Source organism: Stutzerimonas xanthomarina DSM 18231, from assembly GCF_900129835.1.
GTDB classification, from domain to species: domain Bacteria; phylum Pseudomonadota; class Gammaproteobacteria; order Pseudomonadales; family Pseudomonadaceae; genus Stutzerimonas; species Stutzerimonas xanthomarina.
This window is the reverse complement of record NZ_FQXA01000002.1, coordinates 556,294-577,739: the sequence shown is the minus strand read 5'-3', so window position 1 is coordinate 577,739 and position 21,446 is coordinate 556,294. Positions and strand designations below refer to the sequence as shown.

The following is a 21,446-nucleotide window of genomic DNA, read 5'->3' as shown; positions in this document are numbered from 1 at the left end:
CGCGGATTCAGTCATCGCTTTCCTTGCTATTACGCATCAACAGCCTTATTGCGGCTACCAGCTCGTCAATAGCTTCGCGGTAGATGGCTGGGTCCGCCTTTTTTTCGGCGTGATCAGCATGCCGTCGCGCAGTGTCCAGATGGTCATTTATCGAGGAATAGTCACCGATCATGTAATCGCTCCTGGGTTTGATGGAACAGGACGAATTGTGCTGACACAGCCACAGTGCCTGTCTCAATAAGAGACCGGTGCAAACGAGAGGGGTTCGGGCTGCATGTTTTTTTAGTCCGGCTCAGTCACCTATTGTCGCGTGTACGAACTGGAGGTCAGCCGGTAATGCCTGGCTGCGCGGGCAGGGACCATGCACTTAACTGCACGCCATCATTGCTCAGCTGGAGCCGGGCGTTCTCCAGCAAGCCAGCAAGGTGCTTAGGGTCTGCATACTGGGATCGAGCAATGTGCGCAACCGACAGGGCTTCGGTACCCGCTGTGTTGAGAACGCGTAGCGAGAAGCTGCTGTCGTCGCGATCAGCCTGAGTAGTTGCGTGCAAAGGCAAGAAAGCCATCTCGCTGATGTGCCTGGCTTCATCTATTGAAAGGCGTTGTGCAGTCATCATCATGCTCCGCCGTGAAGATTGTTTATTTCTCAGCTGCGACCTCGAAAACAAGGTTGATTCCATCGCCGCTGCCGTCTCCGATAACTGAGCCCTGAACGGGTCTATGAGTCACCTGACGGCCTTTGTAGAAATCGCTCAGTCGCCGCTGCGCCACTTCGCAGACATGCGTGATCAGCCCGGTGGACTGCGTGTCTCGAGCAATGATGAACTTCAACGTAATGCAGTGGCTCTGGGCGCCCTCGGGCAAATCGGCCAATCCGCTGCTGTACCATTGATCGTTGACGTAGGCTTCTGCACCTTTCATGGGAGCGCTCCTTCTGTTTATTCGCTTATTGCTGGGACCGTTAAACAACCGAATGGGTCCGTTTTGCTAGCAGAGCCAGCTTGGTGGCGAAGCGAAACACAAAGAAAAAGGCCCGGCGCTTGCGCAACCGGGCCTTATCTAGAAGGAGTGTGTTACTCAGGCATCTGCCAAGGGGCGAGATGCATACCCTGACGACTCAGGTCGGCGCGCGCCTGTTCCAGGGACTGACCGAGCTTGACCGGGTCGGAGTAGACATTGCTCGCCAATTTGCAATGGCCTACTGTGCGCGATTCGCTGCCATCCAGGACCGTTATGCTGAGTTCGCCATTGCCTTCGAGCAGCGTCCAGGCGACGCACTGGAACGGCTTGAATGCGCGGTCAGTGATAAGGAGGGCGTCGTTAAAGCGAAGCGGGCTGTTCATCAGGCATGTCTCTCTGTGTGATAACCAAAAATCGGATTTGAGCCTGCCGCCAGGCTGCCGGCGTTGGCCTTACATATCCATTGATGTACACAGAGGACTGTTAAGTCACAGGGTTGTTTCTTGTTTTGTAGGTTTTTTTGCAATTAGCCAAAGGTCTAGCATTAGGTACAGCTTCGATGCTCGGCTTAACCTCAAGTTAACTATCTGTTTTTGCAGAATTTTCGGAATGAGTACGGTGCAATCGCTGCCAGAACTCACCACGTTGTGCCCGTTGAACTGTGGCGAAAAGCCGCAGCCGGTGCGGAAAAGAAAAACGGCCAGACCCGATTTGGGCCTGGCCGTTATGTCCAACGTTTGCCTGCAGAGCTTGGCTAGACTTTGAATTGCTTGAGCAGACGATTCAATTGTTCGGCTAGCTCGCCGAGCCGCTCTCCCGCCGCGCTGGACTGTTCCGCTGCCTGGGTACTTTGCTGCGCCAATCCAGCTGCCTGGGTGACGTTTTGGTTAATGTCTTCAACCACGTGCGTTTGTTGCAATGTGGCACTGGCTATCGACGCGTTTAATCCCGACAGGTTGCGCAGCGCCTGGGCAATTTGGCCAAGGCTTGCCCCGGCCTGACTCGCTTGCTCCACCGTGGCCTGGGAAGCTCGGCTGCTTTCCATGATCACCGTGACGGCTGCACCTGAGTTTTTCTGCAGGCGCTCGATCATTGTATGAATCTCGGCCGTTGAGGTCTGGGTGCGTTGCGCAAGCAGGCGAACCTCGTCGGCCACCACTGCGAAGCCTCGACCTTGCTCACCTGCGCGGGCTGCCTCGATCGCGGCGTTTAGTGCGAGGAGGTTGGTTTGATCGGCGATGGATCCGATAACCTCGAGCACCGATCCGATCTTCGTGGTCTCGTCCGCTAACGACTGGATGACCCCCACAGCTTCGTTGATGGTGGTTGAGAGTTGATCGATCTGCTGCAAGCTGGCTTCAATATTCCGTTGGCCCAAGCCGGCCTGTTGCTCCGCATCGCCGACTTCGTTCGAAGCATGCTCGGCGTTCTTTGCCACTTCCTGCACCGCGTAGGTCACCTCGTTGACGGCGGTGGCAACCAGCTCCATCTGCTGTGACTGCTGCTGACTTTGCTTGTGCGCCTGTCCGGCCAGCGCACCGAGCGCGCTAGATGAGGTTTCCAGAGCGCCAGAGGTCTCGAACAGTTGCCCGATCACTGTGCGTAGTTTTTGGGTGAATGTGTTGAAGTCGCGGCTAAGCGTGGTCAGCTCGTCGTTGCCCGACACGTCGAGGTTACGCGTCAGGTCAGCTTCGCCGCTGGCGATGTTGGCCATGGCCTGCATGGAGTGACGCAGCGGATGGGTAATGCTGCGGATGAGGATCGCGACCAGGGCAGCCATCAGTGCAGCTATGGCCAAACCGATGAGCGAAAAACGTACCAGATAATTCTGAAATTCCGCCTCGACATCGTCGACGTAGATGCCTGAACCGATGATCCAGCCCCAGGGTTTGAATAGCTCGACATAGGAAATCTTCGGCACGGGGTCTTTTTCGCCGGGCTTCGCCCATTGATAGTCAACCAGGCCGGCACCTTTGAGTTGAGCAACCTTGACCATTTCATTGAACAGCGCTTTGCCGTTCGGATCTTTGACCTTGGAAAGGTCCTGACCTTCAAGCTCCGGCTTCATAGGATGCATAACCATGACCGGCTGCATGTCGTTGATCCAGAAATAATCGTTCTGGCCATAGCGAATCAAACGAACCTGGTCCATTGCGGCTTTCTGCGCCTCAGCGGTCGTCATGCTTCCGCTGGCTTCGAGCTGCTGATAGTAGGTCAGCACTCCGCGCGCCGTCTCGACGATGTTCTGGGTCATGATCTGCTTGCCTTTGTACAGGTCGATACGAACCTGCTGAATCATCAACAGGCCAAGCACAAATAGCATGGCAACTGCTACCAGGGGAATCAGCCAGAGGCGCTTACTGATTGGGAAGTTTCTTAGCAGATTCATGGGGTTGTAAGCTCCTGTTGATGCGTTGTGTTCTTATTCAAATAGGCAGTGGAGCGCGGCGACATGGTCTTCCTTGCAAAACCAGCTACGGCAGTGGCTGTTGGCTATGACTCATGAATAGCGTTTCGGCAGTTGTTGGAAAAAGATGAGGGTGCCCGTGTCTGCCCAATGAATTTACTTGTCTCAAGCGAGTCAGAACAGCGCTCAGATGGCTATCTGACATATACCTTTGTTGCATATTCAGTCGCGGTGAGTTGCGCCGCTAACGGGGGATCGAATGGACCTTTGGCTTGCCTTTCAGGCGTTGCTTCTCGGGGTGGTGGAAGGCATTACGGAATTTCTGCCGATTTCCAGCACCGGACACCAGATCATCGTCGCCGACCTGATCGGCTTCGGCGGCGAAAGAGCATTGGCTTTCAATATCATTATTCAGCTAGGCGCCATCCTGGCTGTCGTATGGGAATATCGAGGCAAGATATTTGACGTGGTGGTCGGTCTGCCGAAGGAGAAGCAGGCCCAGAAATTCACCGGGAATCTGCTGGTCGCGTTCTTTCCTGCGGTAGTGCTTGGCGTTGCGTTCGCCAACCTTATCCACGAATACCTGTTCAATCCGATTACGGTTGCAACAGCGCTGGTGATCGGCGGTGTGGTAATGCTCTGGGCAGAAAAACGACAGCATGCGGTGCAGGCCGAAACGGTCGACGACATGCACTGGACTCAGGCCCTGAAGGTCGGTTTCGCCCAATGCCTCGCCCTGATCCCGGGCACATCGCGTTCCGGCGCTACCATTATCGGAGGGCTATTGTTTGGGCTATCGCGTAAGGCCGCCACTGAGTTTTCGTTCTTCCTGGCCATGCCAACCATGGTCGGTGCTGCCGTGTATTCGGGTTACAAGTATCGAGATCTTTTTCAGCCGGCCGACTTGCCGGTGTTTGCGATCGGTTTCGTTACGTCCTTCATCTTCGCGATGCTGGCTGTCAGAGCCTTGCTGAAATTTATAGGCAACCATAGCTATGCGGCATTTGCCTGGTATCGAATCATCTTCGGCATCATCATCCTTGGAACCTGGCAGTTCAGCCTGATCGACTGGAGTACCGCGGCTGGCTGAGTACGCTTGAACAGATAGCCAAGGAGCGCTTACGTGCACTCGTTCGAACACCAGCTTCTATCAGTCAACGGCATCACACTCAGCATCTACAGCGCGGGTCCCGCGGATGGGCCTGTAGTCTGGTTGCTGCACGGGTTTCCTGAAAGTTGGTATTCGTGGCGCCACCAGATACGGATGCTGGCAGAGGCCGGGTATCGGGTGCTAGTCCCTGAAATGCGCGGCTACGGGCAGACCAGCGCTCCGGATGATGTCTCCAGCTACGACCTGATGACCGTCTGCGCAGACATCCAGGCAGCAATGAATCTGCTTGGCCAGCGCTCGGTAGCAGTGGTGGGGCACGACTGGGGCGCACCGGTCGCCTGGCATTTGGCCTTGCTCGAGCCGCAGCGAATCAAAGTGATCGCCGCCATGGCCGTTCCCTACGGTGGTCGTCCGAAAAGACCTGCTATAGAGATCATCCGCAGCCAGTTCGCGGATCGGTTCAACTACATCCTTTACTTTCAGCAGCCCGGTGTTGCCGAGGCCGAGCTTGATCAGGACATCCCGCGGACATTGCGGATGATGATGCACAACACCTCGGCAGCAGTCCCCAAGGATTTCTTTCTACAGGACAAACCGGTCGGCAGCTCGCTCTATCAAGGCATGCGAGATCCCGGCGCGCCGCCAGCCTGGTGCGATTCTGACGCGTTCGCCGTCTACCTCGCTACGTTCGAGGGACGCGGCTTTCACGGCGCACTGAACTGGTATCGCAATTTCGAGCGTAACTGGCAGCGCACCGCGCCGTTGGCCGAGCGCAAGATCGAGCAGCCCGCGCTTTTCCTGCTGGGCGACAAGGACCCGGTCGGCACGCTGGAAGCCCATACGCTACAGAAGATGCCCAGCTGGGTATCAGACCTTGAGCAGTACATCGTCGAAGACTGTGGCCATTGGATACAGAGCGAGCAGCCTGAGCAGGTCAACAGGCTGCTTCTGAGTTTTCTTGAGCGCCGCTACGCCCAAGCCCGATAGCGGCTAGCCGCTCGTAGCGCCAAAGGTAAGCCGCTAGAATCCCCGGTTTTTCGGCGGGCTCAATTGCCATGGAATCACGCGGTCAGCTGAAAAGCTGGAACGATCAGAAGGGATTCGGTTTCATTCGGCCGGAACAGGGTAGCGAGGAAATCTTCGCGCATATCTCGGCCATGCGCGGCACTCGCCGCCCGGTGCAAAACGACCGGGTACTCTACATCAGCGAACGGGACGAGGACGGGCGCCTGCGCGCCACGCATATCCGCCTGGATGCAGGGTTATCTCTAGACGAGCCGGCCATTCGACGAAAGCCGCCTGCGGTAGCGATTCAGTCCGCGCACAATAAAAGCTTCCAATCACGGCCCAAGCCCAAAGCGAGGCCCCGGCGCAACGAGGCGATAAGGTGGCCGCTACCAAAGCTCTTTGGGCTGACCCTGCTCTGTCTGTTACCGGCGCTCGGGCTTTTTCGTATGGCGGGCCACGGTAGCTACTGGCCGCTCTACGCCTATCTCTTGGGTAGCGTGTTGGCCTTTGGGCTCTACGTGCACGACAAGCGCAGCGCACTGCGTAGCGGCTGGCGTACACCTGAGGCCCGCCTGCATCTGGTTGAGTTGCTGGGTGGCTGGCCGGGCGCGTTGATCGCTCAGCAGGCATTGCGCCACAAGACGCGTAAATTGTCATTTCAGCTGGTGTTCTGGCTGATCGTTATCGTTCATCAGGCCGCGTGGTTGGACTATCTGTATTTCCAGAGGATGTATCAACTCCTCCCGCAGATCTGAGCACATAAAGGCAACGACACCAGATACAAAAACGCCCCGGCTCAGCGGGGCGCTTTCATGTGTTGCGAAACCTTAGATTACGCCGAGGCTGCGCAGGTAGTCATCGTAAGTGCCGCTGAAGTCAGTCACGCCCGAAGCCGACAGCTCGATAATGCGGGTCGCTAGCGACCCGACAAATTCCCGGTCATGGCTGACGAAGATAAGAGTGCCGGGATAGTTCTCCAGTGCAAGGTTGAGCGCCTCGATCGATTCCATGTCGAGGTGGTTGGTCGGTTCGTCCATCAGCAGCACGTTGGGCTTTTTCAGGATCAGTTTGCCGAACAGCATGCGACCCTGCTCGCCACCGGATATCACGCGGACGGATTTCAGGATTTCGTCGTTGGAGAACAACATGCGACCGAGTGTGCCGCGCACGACCTGTTCGCCACCTTGCGTCCATTGACTCATCCAGTCGAACAGCGTGACATCGTCTTCGAAGTCATCGGCGTGATCCTGGGCGTAGTAGCCCAGCTCAGCGCTTTCGGTCCACTTGACCGAACCCGCATCGGGTTGCAGCTCACCAACTAGCGTGCGCAGCAGGGTAGTCTTGCCGATGCCGTTGGGGCCGATGATGGCTACGCGCTCGCCGGCCTCGACGGTAAAGCTGAAGTTCTTGAACAGCGTTTTGCCGTCGAAGCCCTTCGCGACGTGCTCCACAGTGACTGCCTGGCGGTGCAGCTTCTTGGTTTGCTCGAAACGGATGAAGGGGCTGACACGGCTGGATGGCTTGACCTCGGCCAGCTGGATCTTGTCGATCTGCTTGGCCCGTGAAGTCGCCTGCTTGGCTTTGGAGGCGTTGGCCGAGAAGCGACTGACGAAGGTCTGCAGTTCGGCGATCTGCGCCTTCTTCTTTGCATTATCCGACAGCAGCTGTTCGCGTGACTGCGTTGCTGCGGTCATGTACTCGTCATAGTTGCCGGGGAACAGGCGCAACTCGCAGTAATCCAGGTCCGCCATGTGCGTGCACACGCTGTTCAGGAAGTGGCGGTCGTGGGAGATGATGATCATGGTGCTGTTGCGCGCCGTGAGTACGTTTTCCAGCCAGCGGATAGTGTGAATGTCCAGGTGGTTGGTTGGCTCGTCGAGCAGCAGTACTTCGGGATCCGAAAACAGAGCCTGAGCCAGCAGAACGCGCAATTTCCAGCCAGGCGCGACTTCGCTCATCGGCCCGAAATGTTGTTCCAGTGGAATGCCCAGGCCCAGCAGCAACTCACCAGCGCGAGACTCGGCGGTATAGCCATCCATCTCCGCGAACTCGGTTTCCAGCTCCGCCACTGCCATGCCGTCTTCTTCGCTCATTCCTGGCAGCGAGTAGATACGCTCGCGCTCGGCCTTGACCTCCCACAGCTCCTCGTGGCCCATGATCACCGTGTCGATGACGTTGAAGTCTTCATAGGCGAACTGGTCCTGGCGCAACTTGCCCAGGCGCACATTGGGTTCGAGCATGACCTGGCCTGCAGACGGCTCCAGATCGCCGCCGAGGATTTTCATGAACGTCGACTTGCCAGACCCGTTGGCGCCGATCAGGCCGTAGCGATTGCCATTGCCAAACTTGACGGAGACGTTTTCAAACAGTGGCTTGGCGCCAAACTGCATGGTGATGTTAGCTGTAGAAATCAAGAAGCTCTATCTCGCGGGTTTCAGAGTGTTAGTTTTCGGCTTGTGCATGTTTGGTGCAAACGTCGTTGCTCGTTTGCCCAAAGCCCCACAGCGTTGATCCGGCGGGCGTAGGTTGGCAGCAGCATTCGTGCGCAGGGGCCGAGCTGTTGGGACCAAGGTAGGGGTTCATGCCAGACAGGGTCGCTATTGTCGCATAGCTGCGCCGGCAGTTGTATGAGGTCCGCAAAAGCAAACGCCCCGAACCAGTCGGGGCGTTTGCTTATCTGCTGCTGCGTCGTCAGGCCGTTTATCCAACCTGCGAAGCGAGCATTGTCACTGGTGCATCAAACAGCAGCCACGTCGATCTTTGCTTTGGCCGCAGATTCGCGGAACTCGGCAATCTGATCGAAGCTCAGGTAACGGTAGACGTCAGCCGCCATGGTGTCGATCTGAGCGGCATAGACCATGTACTCCTCGACAGTCGGCAGGCGGCCGAGAATCGAAGCGACAGCTGCCAGTTCTGCAGAAGCCAGGTACACGTTGGTCGCGTCGCCCAGACGGTTGGGGAAGTTACGAGTCGAGGTGGAGACCACCGTCGAGCCGGTTTCTACGCGTGCCTGGTTGCCCATGCACAGCGAGCAACCCGGCATCTCCAGACGCGCACCGGCGCGACCGTAAATACCGTAGTAGCCTTCCTCAGTCAGCTGATGCTGGTCCATTTTGGTCGGCGGCGACAGCCACAGACGAGTCGGCAGGGCGCCGTCGACCTTGTCCAGCAGCTTACCGGCGGCGCGGAAGTGACCAATGTTGGTCATGCACGAACCGATAAACACTTCGTCGATCTTCTCGCCCTGAACGGTCGAGAGCAGGCGAGCATCGTCCGGGTCATTCGGCGCACAAAGTACAGGCTCGGTGACTTCCGACAGGTCGATCTCGATGATCTCGGCGTATTCGGCGTCCGCATCGGCAGCCAGCAGTTCCGGCTGAGCCAACCAGGCTTCCATGGCCTGAGCGCGGCGCTCCAGGGTACGAGCATCGCCATAGCCTTCGCTGATCATCCAGCGCAGCAGAGTGATGTTCGACTGCAGGTACTCGGCGATAGCCGCTTCCGGTAGCTTGATGGTACAGCCAGCAGCAGAGCGCTCTGCCGAGGCGTCCGATAGCTCGAATGCTTGCTCGACGGTCAGGTCGTTCAGGCCTTCGATCTCGAGAATGCGACCAGAGAAGATGTTCTTCTTGCCTTTTTTCTCGACGGTCAGCAGGCCTTTCTGGATGGCGTAGTAAGGGATCGCATGAACCAGATCGCGTAGCGTGATGCCAGGCTTCATCTTGCCCTTGAAGCGAACCAATACCGATTCCGGCATATCCAGCGGCATGACGCCGGTAGCAGCAGCGAAGGCGACCAGGCCGGAACCGGCCGGGAAGGAGATGCCCATCGGGAAGCGAGTGTGCGAGTCACCGCCGGTACCAACAGTGTCCGGCAGAAGCATGCGGTTCAGCCAGCTGTGGATGATGCCGTCACCAGGGCGCAGGGAAACACCGCCGCGGGTCATGATGAAGTCCGGCAGCGTGTGGTGGGTGGTGACGTCGATCGGCTTCGGATAGGCCGCAGTGTGGCAGAAGGACTGCATCACCAGGTCAGCCGAGAAGCCCAGGCAAGCCAGGTCCTTCAGCTCGTCGCGCGTCATCGGGCCGGTGGTGTCCTGGGAACCGACAGTGGTCATCTTCGGCTCACAGTAGGTGCCCGGACGGACGCCTTTGCCTTCCGGTAGACCGCAGGCGCGACCGACCATCTTCTGCGCAAGAGTAAAGCCCTTGTTGCTCTCTGCCGGAGCTTCCGGCTTCTTGAACAGATCAGACGGGCCCATGCCCAGCTCGGCGCGTGCTTTTTCAGTCAGGCCGCGACCGATGATCAGCGGGATACGACCGCCGGCGCGCACTTCGTCGAGCAGGACGTCGGTTTTCAGCTGGAAGGTGGTGACCAGCTCATCGCTGCCGTGGCGGCGGACTTCGCCCTTGTAGGGGTAGACGTCGATCACGTCACCCATGGCCAGGTCGGAGCAGTCGAACTCGATCGGCAGGGCGCCGGCGTCTTCCATGGTGTTGTAGAAGATCGGAGCGATCTTGGTGCCGAAACAGAAACCGCCGGCACGCTTGTTCGGTACGTTGGGGATGTCATCACCAAAGAACCACAGCACCGAGTTTGTAGCGGATTTACGCGAGGAGCCGGTACCGACTACGTCACCCACGTAGGCGATTGGGAAGCCTTTGGTCGTCAGCTCTTGCATCTGCTTGAGCGGGCCAACCGAGCCAGGAACGTCCGGGTTGATGCCGTCGCGCGCCATTTTCAGCATCGCCAGAGCATGCAGTGGGATATCCGGGCGCGACCAGGCGTCAGGCGCAGGGGACAGATCGTCGGTGTTGGTTTCGCCAGTGACCTTGAATACCGTCAGAGTGACTTTCTCAGCTACCGGTGCGCGATTCTTGAACCACTCGCCGTCGGCCCAGGACTGCAGCACAGATTTGGCGTTGGCATTGCCAGCCTTGGCTTTTTCCGCGACGTCGTGAAACGCATCGAACATCAGCAAGGTGTGCTTTAGCTCTTTTGCGGTGGTGTCAGAGAGCTCCGGGTCGTCCAGAAGGTCAACCAGCGTGACAATGTTGTAGCCGCCCTGCATGGTGCCCAGTAGCTCTACAGCGTGTTGCTTGCTGATCAGCGGAGAGGTGGCTTCACCCTTGGCGATGGCTGCCAGGAAACCGGCCTTGACGTAGGCAGCTTCATCGACGCCCGCCGGAACACGGTTGGTGATCAGATCGAGAAGAAACTGTTCTTCGCCGGCTGGCGGGTTTTTCAGAAGTTCGACCAGGCCTGCGGTCTGCTCGGCGTTCAGCGGCTGGGGCACGACGCCCTGGGCGGCACGCTCTTCTACGTGTTTGCGATAGGCTTCAAGCACAGTTATATACCCTCATCATTGGTCCCTTGGGTGTCTCGGGACGCGCATCCGGAAGCTGTTTTCAAAGTTTTACGCCGGTTTGAAAACCGGGGCGCAGGTTAGAGGGATCTGCGCACCCGGTGGGTAGCCGGTCAACTGTGCTCGTGACGCTTTGAAAACAGCTTCTTGCGGATTGTGGCGCCTAAAACGGCGGGCCGATTCTACTGGAACGGGTTCGCAAAGTTAAGTGAAACGCCCGGCTGCGGCAGTGGCGCGGCTGATTAGGAGGATTTGGCGCTTTCGGCCGAGGCCCGTAATCCGTGGGCTGTATGGCTCTTTTTCGAACGCCTGGTACGGATTGGTCAGTGACCGAACTTGGACAAAAGTCTAAGATGCGGCGCTGTCCATCGATCCATCGCGCCCATGCCCAATCAGCGAATCAAAACCCCTTGCGTAGGCCTTTGCTCCACCGTTTATGGTGATCTCGTCTGCCGTGGATGCAAACGGTTTCATCATGAAGTAGTGAACTGGAATGGCTATAGCGAAGACGTCAAACGCTCGGTCTGGAAGCGCCTGGAGGTTTTGCTTGCGCAGGTGATGGCGGCAAAGCTGGAGGTTTTCGATGCGGCGCTGCTGCGCCGTCAGCTGGAAAATCGGCAGATTCGCTTCGTTGCGGACCAGTCGGTTTACTGTTGGGCTTATCAACTGATCGCGCGCGGCGCGCGGGTGATTCAGCAGCTCGAAGCCTATGGCGTCGTGCTGCTGCCGGAGTTTCGCGATTGGTCCTTGCCTGAGCTTCGCGATGCCATTGACCGGGAGTTCTTTCTCCTTTCTGAAGCCCATTACCAGCGTTATACCGCCCCTCAGTTTCTTCAGGGCATGGTTCGCTAGGATTCAACACAGCCGAGAGATGGTCGTGATGATCCTAGCGGCGCGCGACGAGCTCTTCGAGGTGGTCGATGATGTCCTCTGGCTTGAGTACCAGTACATCGCTTTCCAGCGTATCGAGCACCACTTCCGCAGTGTTGCCCATCAAGGCTCCAGAGAATCCGGTGCGGGCAACAGTGCCGATGACCGTTACGACAGCCTGAAGCTGGTGGCAGACGCGAGGAATCAGGGCGTCTGCGGGGCCTTCCTCGACGTGTAACTGAGCATCGGAAATGTCGAACTCGGTCTGGAATTGGCGGCAGGCGTTGCGGTAACGGGCCTCGATCGTTTCCTTGAGTTGAAACGCAGGATCAGCGGAGGACAGCATCGCCGACGGATGAGCGCTGATTACGTGCAACGTGCCCTCGGCAAGCGAGGCAATTTGGTAACCATAGTTGATTATGCTGGAATGAAGTGTCCGATGTTCGATGTCCGCATTTCCAACGTCTACCGCGGCCAGAATGTTGCCGCCCGTCCAGGGCGCTTCGGTTTTAACCATTAACACCGGGCAGGGACAGTAGCGAAGCAGCTTCCAGTCATCTGGAGTCAGCAGGGCGCGCTTAAGAGGATTGTCGGCAACGTGCTGTTTGATCACCAGGCCGCAGCCTTCGGCTTGCTGAACGCTGATGATGGTCTGGTGCAGGCTTTCGTGCCAGGCCTGCTTAGCGGTGACGACGTGGCCCTGGTTTTCGAGTTCTTGACGCAAGCGCTCGAGGTAGCCGCTGTGATCCTGTTTGGCGTCGCAGATCAGCAAGTGCAGCCGGGACTGGCTGACTCTGGAGATCAATCGGGCTCTTTTGAGTGCCAGGTTTTCAGAAATTTTCGGGTCAATTACCACGAGAATACAGCGTATGGCCTGCATGATCGGCTCCGTTTGGGTGATCGGACGGTTTCACTATAGACGAGGTTTCACGGCAACTACTGATCCATATCAACCAGTGCTAGCCGTTGCTCGCCGGGTTCGTATAATGCGCGGCGGGCGAGCGACTTCGTGCCTTTCGCCGCTCTCATTTCCTTCATGAATACCAAGATCCCATGCTTCCTGAACTGAACGAATTCCTTGGCTGTGTGACGCCTCCGGCGTGGGTCGACGTTGCGTTGCGGAACCAGGGCGTGATGCTGGTCGATCACGGCAACTGCGAAAAGAAGGCCGCAGGTGCGGCCTTCCAACTGATGTTTCGCTATGTCGATAAGCCCGATTTGCAGAACAAGATGTCGCGACTGGCCAGAGAGGAATTGCGTCATTTCGAGCAGGTACTCTCGATCATCCGCAAGCGCGGGATTGGTCTTCGCAATATTGGCTCATCCCGTTATGCGGCAGGTTTGCGAGAGTTGGTGCGTAACCACGAACCCTACCGGCTAACCGATACGCTGGTAATTGGCGCATTTATCGAAGCTCGGTCCTGCGAGCGTTTCGCCATGCTGGTGCCGCATCTGGACGAAGAGCTTGGGCGCTTTTACCACGGGCTGCTGAAATCCGAAGCGAGGCATTTTCAGGACTATCTGAAGCTGGCTTATCTCTACGGAGAGGCTGCGGATATCGATGCGACTATCGTTCGCGTGCGCGAACGTGAGCGCGAACTGATCGAAAGCCCTGACAGCGAATTTCGCTTTCACAGCGGCGTACCGGGCGCCGCCTGACGGGTCAGTTCAGGTCGAACGGGGCCTGGTGAAAGCCTGACTCGTCGACCTGCAACGCCCAGCCTTGGCGATCCCAGTCACCCAGCACGATGCGCGTGGCGGGCTCACCGTCGATTTGCATCGAATGGGTTGCGGGTCGGTGGGTATGGCCATGGATTAACAAACGAACCTTATAGCGCTGCATGATTGCTAGGACTTCGTCGGGTGTTACGTCGACAATGTCGCTGGCTTTCATGCGTGTCTCTTCCTTACTGCTCGAACGCAGCTTCTGCGCTAACTTCTGACGCTTGGCGAGCGAAAGGCTATGTAGGATAAAGAGGCTGACCGGGTTGCGCAGCCAGCGGCGCAGCCGCATGTAGCCTTCGTCCCGTGTGCACAGGCTATCGCCATGCATCAGCAGCACTCGCTCCCTACCGAGCTGGGTCACATGCGGATCGGCGAGCAGGGTGCATCCGGCCTCGCGGCAAAACGCCTTGCCAATCATGAAGTCGCGGTTGCCGTGCATCAGATAGATTAGCGTCCCCGTCTGACTCAGAGCATGCAACGCGTGGGCGATCTCATGCTGGAAGGGCGTCATGCCGTCATCGCCGACCCAGACCTCGAAAAAATCACCGAGGATATAAAGCGCCTCGGCTTCGATTGCACGAGTCTCGAGAAAACGAAGAAACGCCCGGGTTATGTCCGGGCGCTTTTCTTCAAGGTGGAGGTCGGAGATCAGCAGAATCAATGCGTTTACTCGACGATCTCAGCTTTCTCGATCACCACGTCTTCTACCGGAACGTCCTGGTGGCCCGATTTCATGGTGGTGGGTACGCCCTTGATCTTCTCAACAACGTCCATGCCTTCAACCACTTCGCCGAACACCGCGTAGCCCCATCCCTGAACGGTCGGCGCTGTGTGGTCGAGGAAGTCGTTGTCTTTGACGTTGATGAAGAACTGAGCGGACGCTGAATGCGGCTCCATGGTGCGTGCCATTGCCAGCGTGCCAGTCTTGTTGGAAAGGCCGTTGTTCGCTTCGTTCTTGATCTGGGCGCGGGTGGCTTTTTGCTTCATGCCGGTTTCGAAGCCGCCGCCCTGGATCATGAAGTTGCTGATCACGCGGTGAAAGATGGTGCCGTCGTAGTGGCCGCTCTTCACATATTCCTTGAAGTTGGCTGTCGTCTCGGGGGCTTTGTCTTCAAAGAGCTTGACGGTGATGACGCCGTGATTGGTATGAAGCTTGATCATTGAAATCTTCCTTAAATGAAGAGAGGAAAGTGGCGCGCTGATAACGAGAGCGAGCGTCGCAACTGAAAGGCGCCATATGGCAAGGCGCTTTGCTCTGTCAGGGGGTTGACGGGTCCGCTATGATAGGCGCTTTGATTTGGCCGGCCTACCCTGAGAGAGCGTTTACAAATTAAGCGCTCGGCCATGCTGCGTTGAAATCATCCGCAAAATGCTCGTGTACGACTCGTACATTGCGCTTTTCGACTGGTTGATTCGCTGCGCTCATCCTTCGGACCAGCCTTCGGCTGTTACTCCCGTTGGTCGTTGCGCATTGCCTGACCACTTTTTTGTAAACCTCGCTGAGCCGCACACTCGCAGATCGTTAAGGACACCATGAGCAAGCCTGAGACTACCGCAGCCACCAATTTTCTCCGCCCGATCGTCCAGGCCGACCTGGATTCGGGTAAGCACGCCAAGATCGTTACGCGCTTTCCGCCTGAGCCCAATGGCTACCTGCACATCGGTCATGCCAAATCGATCTGCCTGAATTTCGGCCTGGCCAAGGAATTTGGCGGCGAGTGCAATCTTCGCTTCGACGACACCAATCCGGCGAAGGAAGACCAGGAATACATCGATGCGATCAAGAGCGACGTGCAGTGGCTCGGTTTTCAGTGGGCTGGTGAGGAGCGCTACGCGTCGAACTATTTCGGCCAGCTGCACGATTGGGCGGTCGCGCTGATCAAGGCGGGCAACGCCTACGTCTGCGATCTGACGCCCGAACAAGCCCGGGAATACCGTGGCAGTCTGACCGAGCCAGGCAAGAACAGCCCGTTCCGCGACCGTTCCGTGGAAGAGAACCTGGATCTGTTCGCACGCATGAAGGCCGGCGAATTCCCGGACGGCGCCAAGGCGCTGCGCGCCAAGATCGATATGGCCTCGCCGAACATGAACCTGCGCGACCCGATCCTCTATCGCATCCGCCATGCGCATCATCACCAGACGGGCAACAACTGGTGCATCTACCCGAGCTATGACTTCACCCATGGCCAGTCGGACGCCATCGAGGGCATCACCCATTCGATCTGCACCCTGGAGTTCGAAGACCATCGGCCGCTGTATGAGTGGTTCCTGGAAAATCTGCCAGTTCCGGCGCGGCCGCGTCAGTATGAATTCGCGCGTCTCAACCTGAACTACACCATCACCAGCAAGCGCAAGCTCAAGCAACTAGTGGACGAAAAGCACGTCAGCGGCTGGGATGACCCGCGCATGTCGACGCTCAGTGGCTATCGTCGTCGCGGGTATACGCCAGGGTCGATTCGGACCTTCTGCGACATGATCGGTGTGAATCGTGCAGGCGGCGTCGTCGACATCGGCATGCTGGAATTTGCCATTCGCGAAGACCTGGACGCCAACGCGCCGCGTGCCATGTGCGTTCTAAAGCCGTTGAAAGTGGTCATTACCAACTACCCCGAAGACAAGGCCGAGACGCTCGAACTGCCTCGCCATCCGAAGCAGGACATGGGCGTGCGCCAGCTGCCGTTCTCGCGGGAGATTTACATCGATGCCACCGATTTCGAAGAAGTACCTCCGGCCGGGTTCAAGCGTCTGATTCCGGGTGGGGAAGTGCGTCTACGTGGCAGCTACGTCATCCGTGCGGATGAAGCGGTCAAGGACGAGCAAGGCAACATTGTTGAGCTGCGCTGCTCCTACGACGAGAACACGCTGGGCAAGAACCCGGAAGGCCGCAAGGTCAAGGGCGTCATTCACTGGGTGCCGGCTGCCGAGAGCGTGGAATGTGAAGTGCGCCTGTACGATCGCCTGTTCCGCTCTGCCAACCCGGAAAAAGACGAAGACGGCGGTAGCTTCCTGGACAACATCAATCCCGAGTCGCTGCTCGTGCTCAAAGGCTGCCGTGCAGAGCCGTCGCTGGCCTCGGCCGAAGCCGAAGCGCGTTTCCAGTTCGAACGCGAGGGCTATTTCGCGGTAGACCTCAAGGACAGCCAACCGGGCGCGCCGGTGTTCAACCGTACCGTGACCCTGCGTGATTCCTGGGGAGGCCAGTAATGGCGCTGGCGATCTACAACACGCTGACCAAAACCAAGGAACCGCTCAAGCCGCTGATTGGCAATAAGGTGCGCATGTACGTGTGCGGCATGACGGTCTATGACTTCTGCCACATTGGGCATGCACGGGTTATGGTGGCGTTCGACGTGGTGTCGCGCTGGCTGCGTCAGCGTGGTTACGACCTAACGTATGTGCGCAACATCACCGATATCGACGACAAGATCATCCGGCGCGCGCAGGAAAATGGCGAAAGCTTCGACGCGCTCACCAATCGCATGATCGCTGCGATGCATGAGGACGAAACCCGTCTGAGTGTGCAGCGTCCTGACCTTGAACCGCGCGCTACCGACCACATCGCTGGCATGCACGCCATGATCCAGACCTTGATCGACAAGGGCTTTGCCTACGCACCGGGCAACGGCGACGTTTACTACCGTGTCGGGAAGTTCGTCGGTTACGGCAAGCTCTCACGGCGCAAGATCGAGGACCTTAAGATCGGCGCCCGCATTGAGGTCGACGAAGCCAAGGAAGATCCGCTGGACTTCGTGCTCTGGAAAGCGGCCAAGCCAGGTGAGCCGAGTTGGGAGTCGCCCTGGGGCGCGGGTCGTCCAGGTTGGCATATCGAGTGCTCGGTCATGTCTACCTGCTGCTTGGGCGAGACGTTTGACATTCACGGTGGCGGGCCGGATCTGGTTTTTCCTCATCACGAAAATGAGATCGCTCAGAGCGAAGCGGCAACGGGCAAGCAGTACGCCAATGCCTGGATGCACGCCGGTGCGGTTCGCGTCGACGGTGAAAAGATGTCCAAGTCGTTGGGCAACTTTTTCACCATTCGCGAAGTGCTAGAGAAATATCACCCGGAAGTGGTGCGCTATTTACTCGTCTCGAGTCATTACCGCAGCCCGATCAACTATTCGGAAGACAGTCTTAAAGAAGCCAAGGGCGCGCTTGATCGATTCTATACCGCGCTTAGGGGGCTACCCGAGGTGGCCGCGGCGGGTGGCGAGGCTTTCGTCGAGCGCTTCGGCGCGGCAATGGATGATGACTTCAATTCGCCAGAAGCCTGTGCCGTGCTATTCGACATGGCGCGTGAGATCAATCGGCTGCGCGAGAGCGACCTGCAAGGGGCGGCTGCGTTAGCGAAGCAACTGGTCAAGATGGCCGAAGCCCTTGGCGTGTTGCAGTTGGAACCGAATGAGTTTCTGCAAGGTGGCGCAAGGGGCAGTGTGAATCCGGGCGAGGTCGATGCGCTCATCTCTGCGCGCCTACAAGCCAGGGCCGAGAAGAACTGGGCGGAATCCGACCGGATTCGCGATCAGCTCACGGCAATGGGCGTTGTGCTTGAAGATGGCAAGGGCGGAACGACTTGGCGCTTGGCCGAGTAACGGAAAGCCAACGGGCTCGCTGACGTTGGTTCGCGTCAGGCTTTTAGTAACGGGGCGCTACGATGCCGTCATGCTAGCCGCTCCGGCCGTTTCAGTCGGGTCGATGGACACCACACGGTTTCGTCCGGCGGACTTGGCTTGATATAGCGCCGCATCGGCGAGCGCCATCGTTTGTTCTATACCGGTATCCCCATGATATTCCGCAACGCCTAGCGAGACGGTTACGCGGAAGTCTTCGCCTATCTGAGGGAAGCGCAGGGCCTCAATGCTGCTACGTATGCGCTCGGCCTTGATCACCGCTCCGGCTATCGACGTCTGCGGCAGAACTAACAGAAACTCTTCGCCACCCCAGCGTCCAATGCAGTCAATGCTGCGTATTTGCTTCTGAACGTTAGCCGCGACTTCGCGCAATACATGGTCGCCAGCCTGGTGACCATGGATGTCATTGACCAGTTTGAAATGGTCAACGTCCATCATGCACACGCTGAAGGGGCCTGGGACGCGCTGATAGCGATTAACCTCTTTTGTGAGCACGTCGAATAAGTGGCGACGATTGAACAGTCCGGTCAAGTCATCACGGTTAGCCATGTCCCGAATGACGGCTAGCGCCTCGTTCAATTCTTCCATCGCGGTGTTCAATGCGAGGTTCCGGTCCCGGATCCTTTTCCTCAAGCTATTGATATAGCCGCCAATCAGCGCCACCTGCGTGAGTACGACAATTAGCGTAAAGAGCTGAACGTATTCCAGCGTCCCGGCCAAGGCTTCAGGTCTGTTGGACCATAGGCAGGCGAGCACGATCAGGTAGGAGCCGACCATGATTACCACGGCGTAAATAAACTGCCGCGTATTGAGCGCCAGTATCCCGTATAGCGCTGGCACCACAGCGATCAACAGCAGAATGGCTCTCGCCTGGCCGGCGTCGAGGTAATACATGACGATAAGAGGCGGTACGAGCGAAGCGACTATTTGAGCGAGCGTCAGGCTTGGATCTTTGTATCTGAGGTTCAGGTTCAGATGAAACACGAGGAAGAAGCTGGCGTTCAACAGTATTGAGAGTGATAGGAAAACGAACACCAGGCTCAGCGGGATCAGGCTCTGATAATAGAACGACGCTACAAGGCTTAGCGTGACCATATAAGAAACGGAGGCCATCCCTAGACGTTTCATGCGCAGCTTCTGCTGTGTCTCGTCTCGGCGTTGTGGTGCGCTAGCGTTCGTTCCGACTTCCATTTCAGTTGTTCGACCGCTCATTAATGCATGCTCGAATTCGTTTGGAGGCATAAAGCCATTATTGTTATTGCATGGCGGAGCATAGGCTCCGGCCTTCGTAAGTGCTACGACGCACGTCACGTCTATTGGGATACTGGATGATGCGCTGAGCGATCATGAAACACAGTAAGCGACGTGTACAACTCAGGGTTGAGTTACCCGGCGGGCATCGCGCATGTCAGTCGCAATGTCGCTGAGTCGCTAGGCGGGGTACAGGCCCTGTTCTCGAAGCCGCTTATAGAGCGTGTTGCGACTAATACCCAACTGACGTGCAAGCAGTGAGACATTGCCGTTATATGTCTGATATAGCGATTCGAGGCTGTTGTCGCCCTGCATGCAGGGTCTTTCCTCCGGCAGGTGCGGTGCGATTGTTGGATGCAAAGAAGGCGGTTGCTCCAGCTCCGCCAGGAAGTCATTCGGTAGATGTTCTAGTCTTATCGGCTGGTCGTCTGCCAATGCCAGGGCAACCTGTATGACGTTGCTCAATTGCCGCAGGTTGCCGGGCCATGGGTGACGCTCGAATACCGCCTGTACCTCGCAACTGAGCCCAGCCCACTGATGGGGCTCGCGGTATTGCTCCCATACCCGCTTGAACAACATTGCTTTGTCACGGCGCAGTCGCAACGGCGGAAGCTCGACATTGAGAGCGCTCACTCGGTAGTACAGATCTCGACGGAAGCGCCCAGTCTCTACCTCTTGGCGCAGCGAGCGGTTTGTTGCGCATATCAGCCGGAAGTCGACCGGGAAAGGCTCTCCACCCCCGAGCGGCTGAACGCTGCGGTCCTGCAGCACGCGCAATAGACGCGCTTGTAGGCTCAGCGGCATGTCGCCGATCTCATCGAGGAACAACACACCCCCGTCCGACTTGCGAATCAGACCGAGGCTGCCTTTCTGATGTGCGCCCGTGAAGGCGCCTTTTTCATAGCCGAACAGTTCGGACTCGATCAACTCATGGGGAATTGCTGCGCAATTTACCGCAATCAGCGGCGCCTTCGCCCGCGAACTGGCCGCATGCAGTGCCTTGACCAGCACCTCCTTACCAACGCCTGTTTCGCCGTGCACAAGAATCGGGACGTCTTTTTCCAGCATCAGCTGGGCCTGTCGGATAGCCTTGCGGACCAGCGGATCGCCCTGATCGATCGCAGCCAGATCGATGGGTTTCTCAGATCGGAACGTCGTGCGAAAGTCGCGTGGTTGAATGCGCGGGGTGTGGGGGCGCCGCACGATGCCCTGAAAGCGATGGCGGCCCATCGCTTTCAGGGCCAGAGGCTGCTCTTCCGGCTGATTAATCAGCTGCAATAACGGGATGTCGAACAACCTGTCGATACGCGTGCGCGTAAGCGTTTCGCCAAGCAGGGTGTCGGCTCGCCGGTTGGCCGAGACAATAATTCCGGACTCATCGAAAATCAGCAATCCGGCCCACTGGCTGTCGAGGTTGTCCTGGCTGGTGTTGAAGCTCAGCTGAAAATAGTCATCCCGGAACAGGTTGAGGATCAGTCGGTTTTCGACAGACTGACTCATCATCTTGACCATGCCGAGCGTATGCGAAGGCGGCAGGTAGCTGTCGCTGGAGACGTCGAGGACCGCAATCAACTGGCGTTGCGCGTCAAAGATGGGCGATGCCGCGCCGGATAGATAACGATTAGCCTTGAGAAAGTGTTCGTCGCGCTGGATATGCACGGCCTGTCCACTGGCCAGCGCGGTGCCAATTGCATTGGTACCAGTGTCGCGTTCCATCCAGCTGGCGCCTGGTTTGAAACCACGCTGCTGTCCGGGCTCGACGAAGCGACGATCACCCCAGGACTCGAGTAGCTGACCGCGACTGTCCGCCAGCAGTATCAGGCAGCTGGAATTCGAAAGGATGTTCTCGTAGTACGGAAGTACCTCGCGCTGTGTGGTCTGCACCAGGCTGTGCTGGCGCTCGAGCAGGTTGATGACGTCCTGTTCTGTCGGCTGGCCGAAGCTGGGAATGGTCAGCGGATTCAGCCCGTAGCGTTCGCAACGGTTCCATGAGTCTTCGACCAAGGACTGATGTGACATGGACTGGGCTGGATCGGCCATGTTGCCTCTCTCTCGCTGCGCTTCTTGTTTTTGTGGTTTTGCCTGCTCGGAGCCATGAACAGTCTTGTTCATTTCTGTTCA

The 21,446-nt window shown here is 57.6% G+C and carries 19 protein-coding genes; 7 read left to right on the top strand and 12 right to left on the bottom strand.

Annotated features, from left to right (window positions below; all coding sequences use genetic code 11):
* Positions 1 to 7 precede the first annotated feature (7 nt).
* The 5 genes from BUE09_RS20340 to BUE09_RS06960 all read right to left on the bottom strand — a co-directional run bounded on the left by BUE09_RS20340 (position 8) and on the right by BUE09_RS06960 (position 3,349).
* On the bottom strand, positions 8 to 172 hold the full coding sequence (locus tag BUE09_RS20340) for a hypothetical protein (protein ID WP_019339186.1): 165 nt from the start codon (positions 170 to 172) through the stop codon (positions 8 to 10).
* A gap of 154 nt (positions 173 to 326) precedes the next feature.
* Positions 327 to 614 (bottom strand): hypothetical protein, encoded by a 288-nt coding sequence (locus BUE09_RS06975; RefSeq protein ID WP_073299961.1) that lies wholly within the window; start codon positions 612 to 614, stop codon positions 327 to 329.
* A gap of 25 nt (positions 615 to 639) precedes the next feature.
* Positions 640 to 921, bottom strand: a complete 282-nt coding sequence (locus BUE09_RS06970) for a hypothetical protein (protein ID WP_073299960.1) — start codon at positions 919 to 921, stop codon at positions 640 to 642.
* A 152-nt stretch (positions 922 to 1,073) separates the two neighbouring features.
* Positions 1,074 to 1,343 carry a hypothetical protein gene (locus BUE09_RS06965; protein WP_073299959.1) on the bottom strand — a complete coding sequence of 90 codons (270 nt, stop codon included), beginning with the start codon at positions 1,341 to 1,343 and terminating at the stop codon, positions 1,074 to 1,076.
* Positions 1,344 to 1,714: 371 nt separating this feature from the next.
* Complete coding sequence (locus tag BUE09_RS06960) at positions 1,715 to 3,349, bottom strand: methyl-accepting chemotaxis protein (protein WP_073299958.1); 1,635 nt, start codon at positions 3,347 to 3,349, stop codon at positions 1,715 to 1,717.
* Positions 3,350 to 3,626: 277 nt separating this feature from the next.
* On the opposite strand from BUE09_RS06960, the gene BUE09_RS06955 reads away from it, so the two are divergent.
* The 3 genes from BUE09_RS06955 (at position 3,627) to BUE09_RS06945 (ending at position 6,241) form a co-directional block, all read left to right on the top strand.
* Positions 3,627 to 4,457 carry an undecaprenyl-diphosphate phosphatase gene (locus BUE09_RS06955; protein ID WP_073299957.1) on the top strand — a complete coding sequence of 277 codons (831 nt, stop codon included), beginning with the start codon at positions 3,627 to 3,629 and terminating at the stop codon, positions 4,455 to 4,457.
* A gap of 33 nt (positions 4,458 to 4,490) precedes the next feature.
* Positions 4,491 to 5,465 carry an alpha/beta fold hydrolase gene (locus tag BUE09_RS06950; RefSeq protein ID WP_073299956.1) on the top strand — a complete coding sequence of 325 codons (975 nt, stop codon included), beginning with the start codon at positions 4,491 to 4,493 and terminating at the stop codon, positions 5,463 to 5,465.
* A gap of 68 nt (positions 5,466 to 5,533) precedes the next feature.
* Positions 5,534 to 6,241 carry a DUF1294 domain-containing protein gene (locus BUE09_RS06945; RefSeq protein ID WP_073299955.1) on the top strand — a complete coding sequence of 236 codons (708 nt, stop codon included), beginning with the start codon at positions 5,534 to 5,536 and terminating at the stop codon, positions 6,239 to 6,241.
* A 72-nt stretch (positions 6,242 to 6,313) separates the two neighbouring features.
* Here the strand turns inward: BUE09_RS06945 and BUE09_RS06940 are convergent, their stop codons facing one another.
* Together BUE09_RS06940 and acnB are read right to left on the bottom strand one after the other, a co-directional pair.
* Positions 6,314 to 7,900, bottom strand: a complete 1,587-nt coding sequence (locus BUE09_RS06940) for an ABC-F family ATPase (protein ID WP_073299954.1) — start codon at positions 7,898 to 7,900, stop codon at positions 6,314 to 6,316.
* A gap of 323 nt (positions 7,901 to 8,223) precedes the next feature.
* Positions 8,224 to 10,833 carry a bifunctional aconitate hydratase 2/2-methylisocitrate dehydratase gene (gene acnB / locus BUE09_RS06935; protein ID WP_073299953.1) on the bottom strand — a complete coding sequence of 870 codons (2,610 nt, stop codon included), beginning with the start codon at positions 10,831 to 10,833 and terminating at the stop codon, positions 8,224 to 8,226.
* Positions 10,834 to 11,235: 402 nt separating this feature from the next.
* Here acnB and BUE09_RS06930 point away from each other — a divergent pair, with 402 nt between their 5' ends.
* Entirely contained in the window at positions 11,236 to 11,703 is a 468-nt protein-coding gene (locus BUE09_RS06930; RefSeq protein WP_073299952.1) for a DUF1289 domain-containing protein, read from the top strand.
* A 34-nt stretch (positions 11,704 to 11,737) separates the two neighbouring features.
* On the opposite strand, the gene BUE09_RS06925 is transcribed toward BUE09_RS06930, so the two are convergent.
* Positions 11,738 to 12,601: a universal stress protein gene (locus BUE09_RS06925; protein ID WP_073299951.1), complete on the bottom strand. Its 864-nt coding sequence runs from the start codon at positions 12,599 to 12,601 to the stop codon at positions 11,738 to 11,740.
* 173 nt (positions 12,602 to 12,774) lie between these two features.
* On the opposite strand from BUE09_RS06925, the gene BUE09_RS06920 reads away from it, so the two are divergent.
* Positions 12,775 to 13,380 (top strand): MiaE family protein, encoded by a 606-nt coding sequence (locus BUE09_RS06920; RefSeq protein ID WP_073299950.1) that lies wholly within the window; start codon positions 12,775 to 12,777, stop codon positions 13,378 to 13,380.
* Positions 13,381 to 13,384: 4 nt separating this feature from the next.
* On the opposite strand, the gene lpxH is transcribed toward BUE09_RS06920, so the two are convergent.
* Both lpxH and BUE09_RS06910 read right to left on the bottom strand, forming a co-directional pair.
* Positions 13,385 to 14,107 (bottom strand): UDP-2,3-diacylglucosamine diphosphatase, encoded by a 723-nt coding sequence (gene lpxH, locus BUE09_RS06915; RefSeq protein WP_073299949.1) that lies wholly within the window; start codon positions 14,105 to 14,107, stop codon positions 13,385 to 13,387.
* Between the two features lie 5 nt (positions 14,108 to 14,112).
* Positions 14,113 to 14,607 (bottom strand): peptidylprolyl isomerase, encoded by a 495-nt coding sequence (locus tag BUE09_RS06910; RefSeq protein WP_073299948.1) that lies wholly within the window; start codon positions 14,605 to 14,607, stop codon positions 14,113 to 14,115.
* Between the two features lie 372 nt (positions 14,608 to 14,979).
* Between BUE09_RS06910 and BUE09_RS06905 the strand changes: the two genes are divergently transcribed.
* Positions 14,980 to 16,650, top strand: coding sequence for a glutamine--tRNA ligase/YqeY domain fusion protein (locus BUE09_RS06905; protein ID WP_073299947.1), 1,671 nt, complete (start codon positions 14,980 to 14,982; stop codon positions 16,648 to 16,650).
* Positions 16,650 to 18,035, top strand: a complete 1,386-nt coding sequence (cysS, locus tag BUE09_RS06900; RefSeq protein WP_073299946.1) for a cysteine--tRNA ligase — start codon at positions 16,650 to 16,652, stop codon at positions 18,033 to 18,035. Before BUE09_RS06905 ends, cysS begins: the two co-directional genes overlap by 1 nt.
* Before the next feature lie 57 nt (positions 18,036 to 18,092).
* Here cysS and BUE09_RS06895 read toward each other — a convergent pair whose 3' ends face one another.
* The gene (locus BUE09_RS06895) at positions 18,093 to 19,202 is read right to left on the bottom strand and encodes a GGDEF domain-containing protein (RefSeq protein ID WP_159438397.1); all 1,110 of its coding nucleotides are present in this window, start codon (positions 19,200 to 19,202) and stop codon (positions 18,093 to 18,095) included.
* A gap of 303 nt (positions 19,203 to 19,505) precedes the next feature.
* Entirely contained in the window at positions 19,506 to 21,365 is a 1,860-nt protein-coding gene (locus tag BUE09_RS06890; RefSeq protein ID WP_073300314.1) for a sigma-54-dependent Fis family transcriptional regulator, read from the bottom strand.
* Positions 21,366 to 21,446 lie beyond the last annotated feature (81 nt).

Bases quoted from the DNA above. Each gene is read 5' to 3' on its own strand.
- BUE09_RS06960 (WP_073299958.1), bottom strand. From the start codon at position 3,349: ATGAATCTGCTAAGAAACTTCCCAATCAGTAAGCGCCTCTGGCTGATT.
- BUE09_RS06930 (WP_073299952.1), top strand. From the start codon at position 11,236: ATGCCCAATCAGCGAATCAAAACCCCTTGCGTAGGCCTTTGCTCCACC.
- BUE09_RS06895 (WP_159438397.1), bottom strand. From the start codon at position 19,202: ATGAAACGTCTAGGGATGGCCTCCGTTTCTTATATGGTCACGCTAAGC.
- cysS (WP_073299946.1), top strand. From the start codon at position 16,650: ATGGCGCTGGCGATCTACAACACGCTGACCAAAACCAAGGAACCGCTC.
- BUE09_RS06890 (WP_073300314.1), bottom strand. From the start codon at position 21,365: ATGGCCGATCCAGCCCAGTCCATGTCACATCAGTCCTTGGTCGAAGAC.
- BUE09_RS06920 (WP_073299950.1), top strand. From the start codon at position 12,775: ATGCTTCCTGAACTGAACGAATTCCTTGGCTGTGTGACGCCTCCGGCG.
- BUE09_RS06955 (WP_073299957.1), top strand. From the start codon at position 3,627: ATGGACCTTTGGCTTGCCTTTCAGGCGTTGCTTCTCGGGGTGGTGGAA.
- BUE09_RS20340 (WP_019339186.1), bottom strand. From the start codon at position 172: ATGATCGGTGACTATTCCTCGATAAATGACCATCTGGACACTGCGCGA.
- BUE09_RS06970 (WP_073299960.1), bottom strand. From the start codon at position 921: ATGAAAGGTGCAGAAGCCTACGTCAACGATCAATGGTACAGCAGCGGA.
- BUE09_RS06905 (WP_073299947.1), top strand. From the start codon at position 14,980: ATGAGCAAGCCTGAGACTACCGCAGCCACCAATTTTCTCCGCCCGATC.
- BUE09_RS06945 (WP_073299955.1), top strand. From the start codon at position 5,534: ATGGAATCACGCGGTCAGCTGAAAAGCTGGAACGATCAGAAGGGATTC.
- BUE09_RS06910 (WP_073299948.1), bottom strand. From the start codon at position 14,607: ATGATCAAGCTTCATACCAATCACGGCGTCATCACCGTCAAGCTCTTT.
- BUE09_RS06975 (WP_073299961.1), bottom strand. From the start codon at position 614: ATGACTGCACAACGCCTTTCAATAGATGAAGCCAGGCACATCAGCGAG.
- BUE09_RS06925 (WP_073299951.1), bottom strand. From the start codon at position 12,601: ATGCAGGCCATACGCTGTATTCTCGTGGTAATTGACCCGAAAATTTCT.
- BUE09_RS06965 (WP_073299959.1), bottom strand. From the start codon at position 1,343: ATGAACAGCCCGCTTCGCTTTAACGACGCCCTCCTTATCACTGACCGC.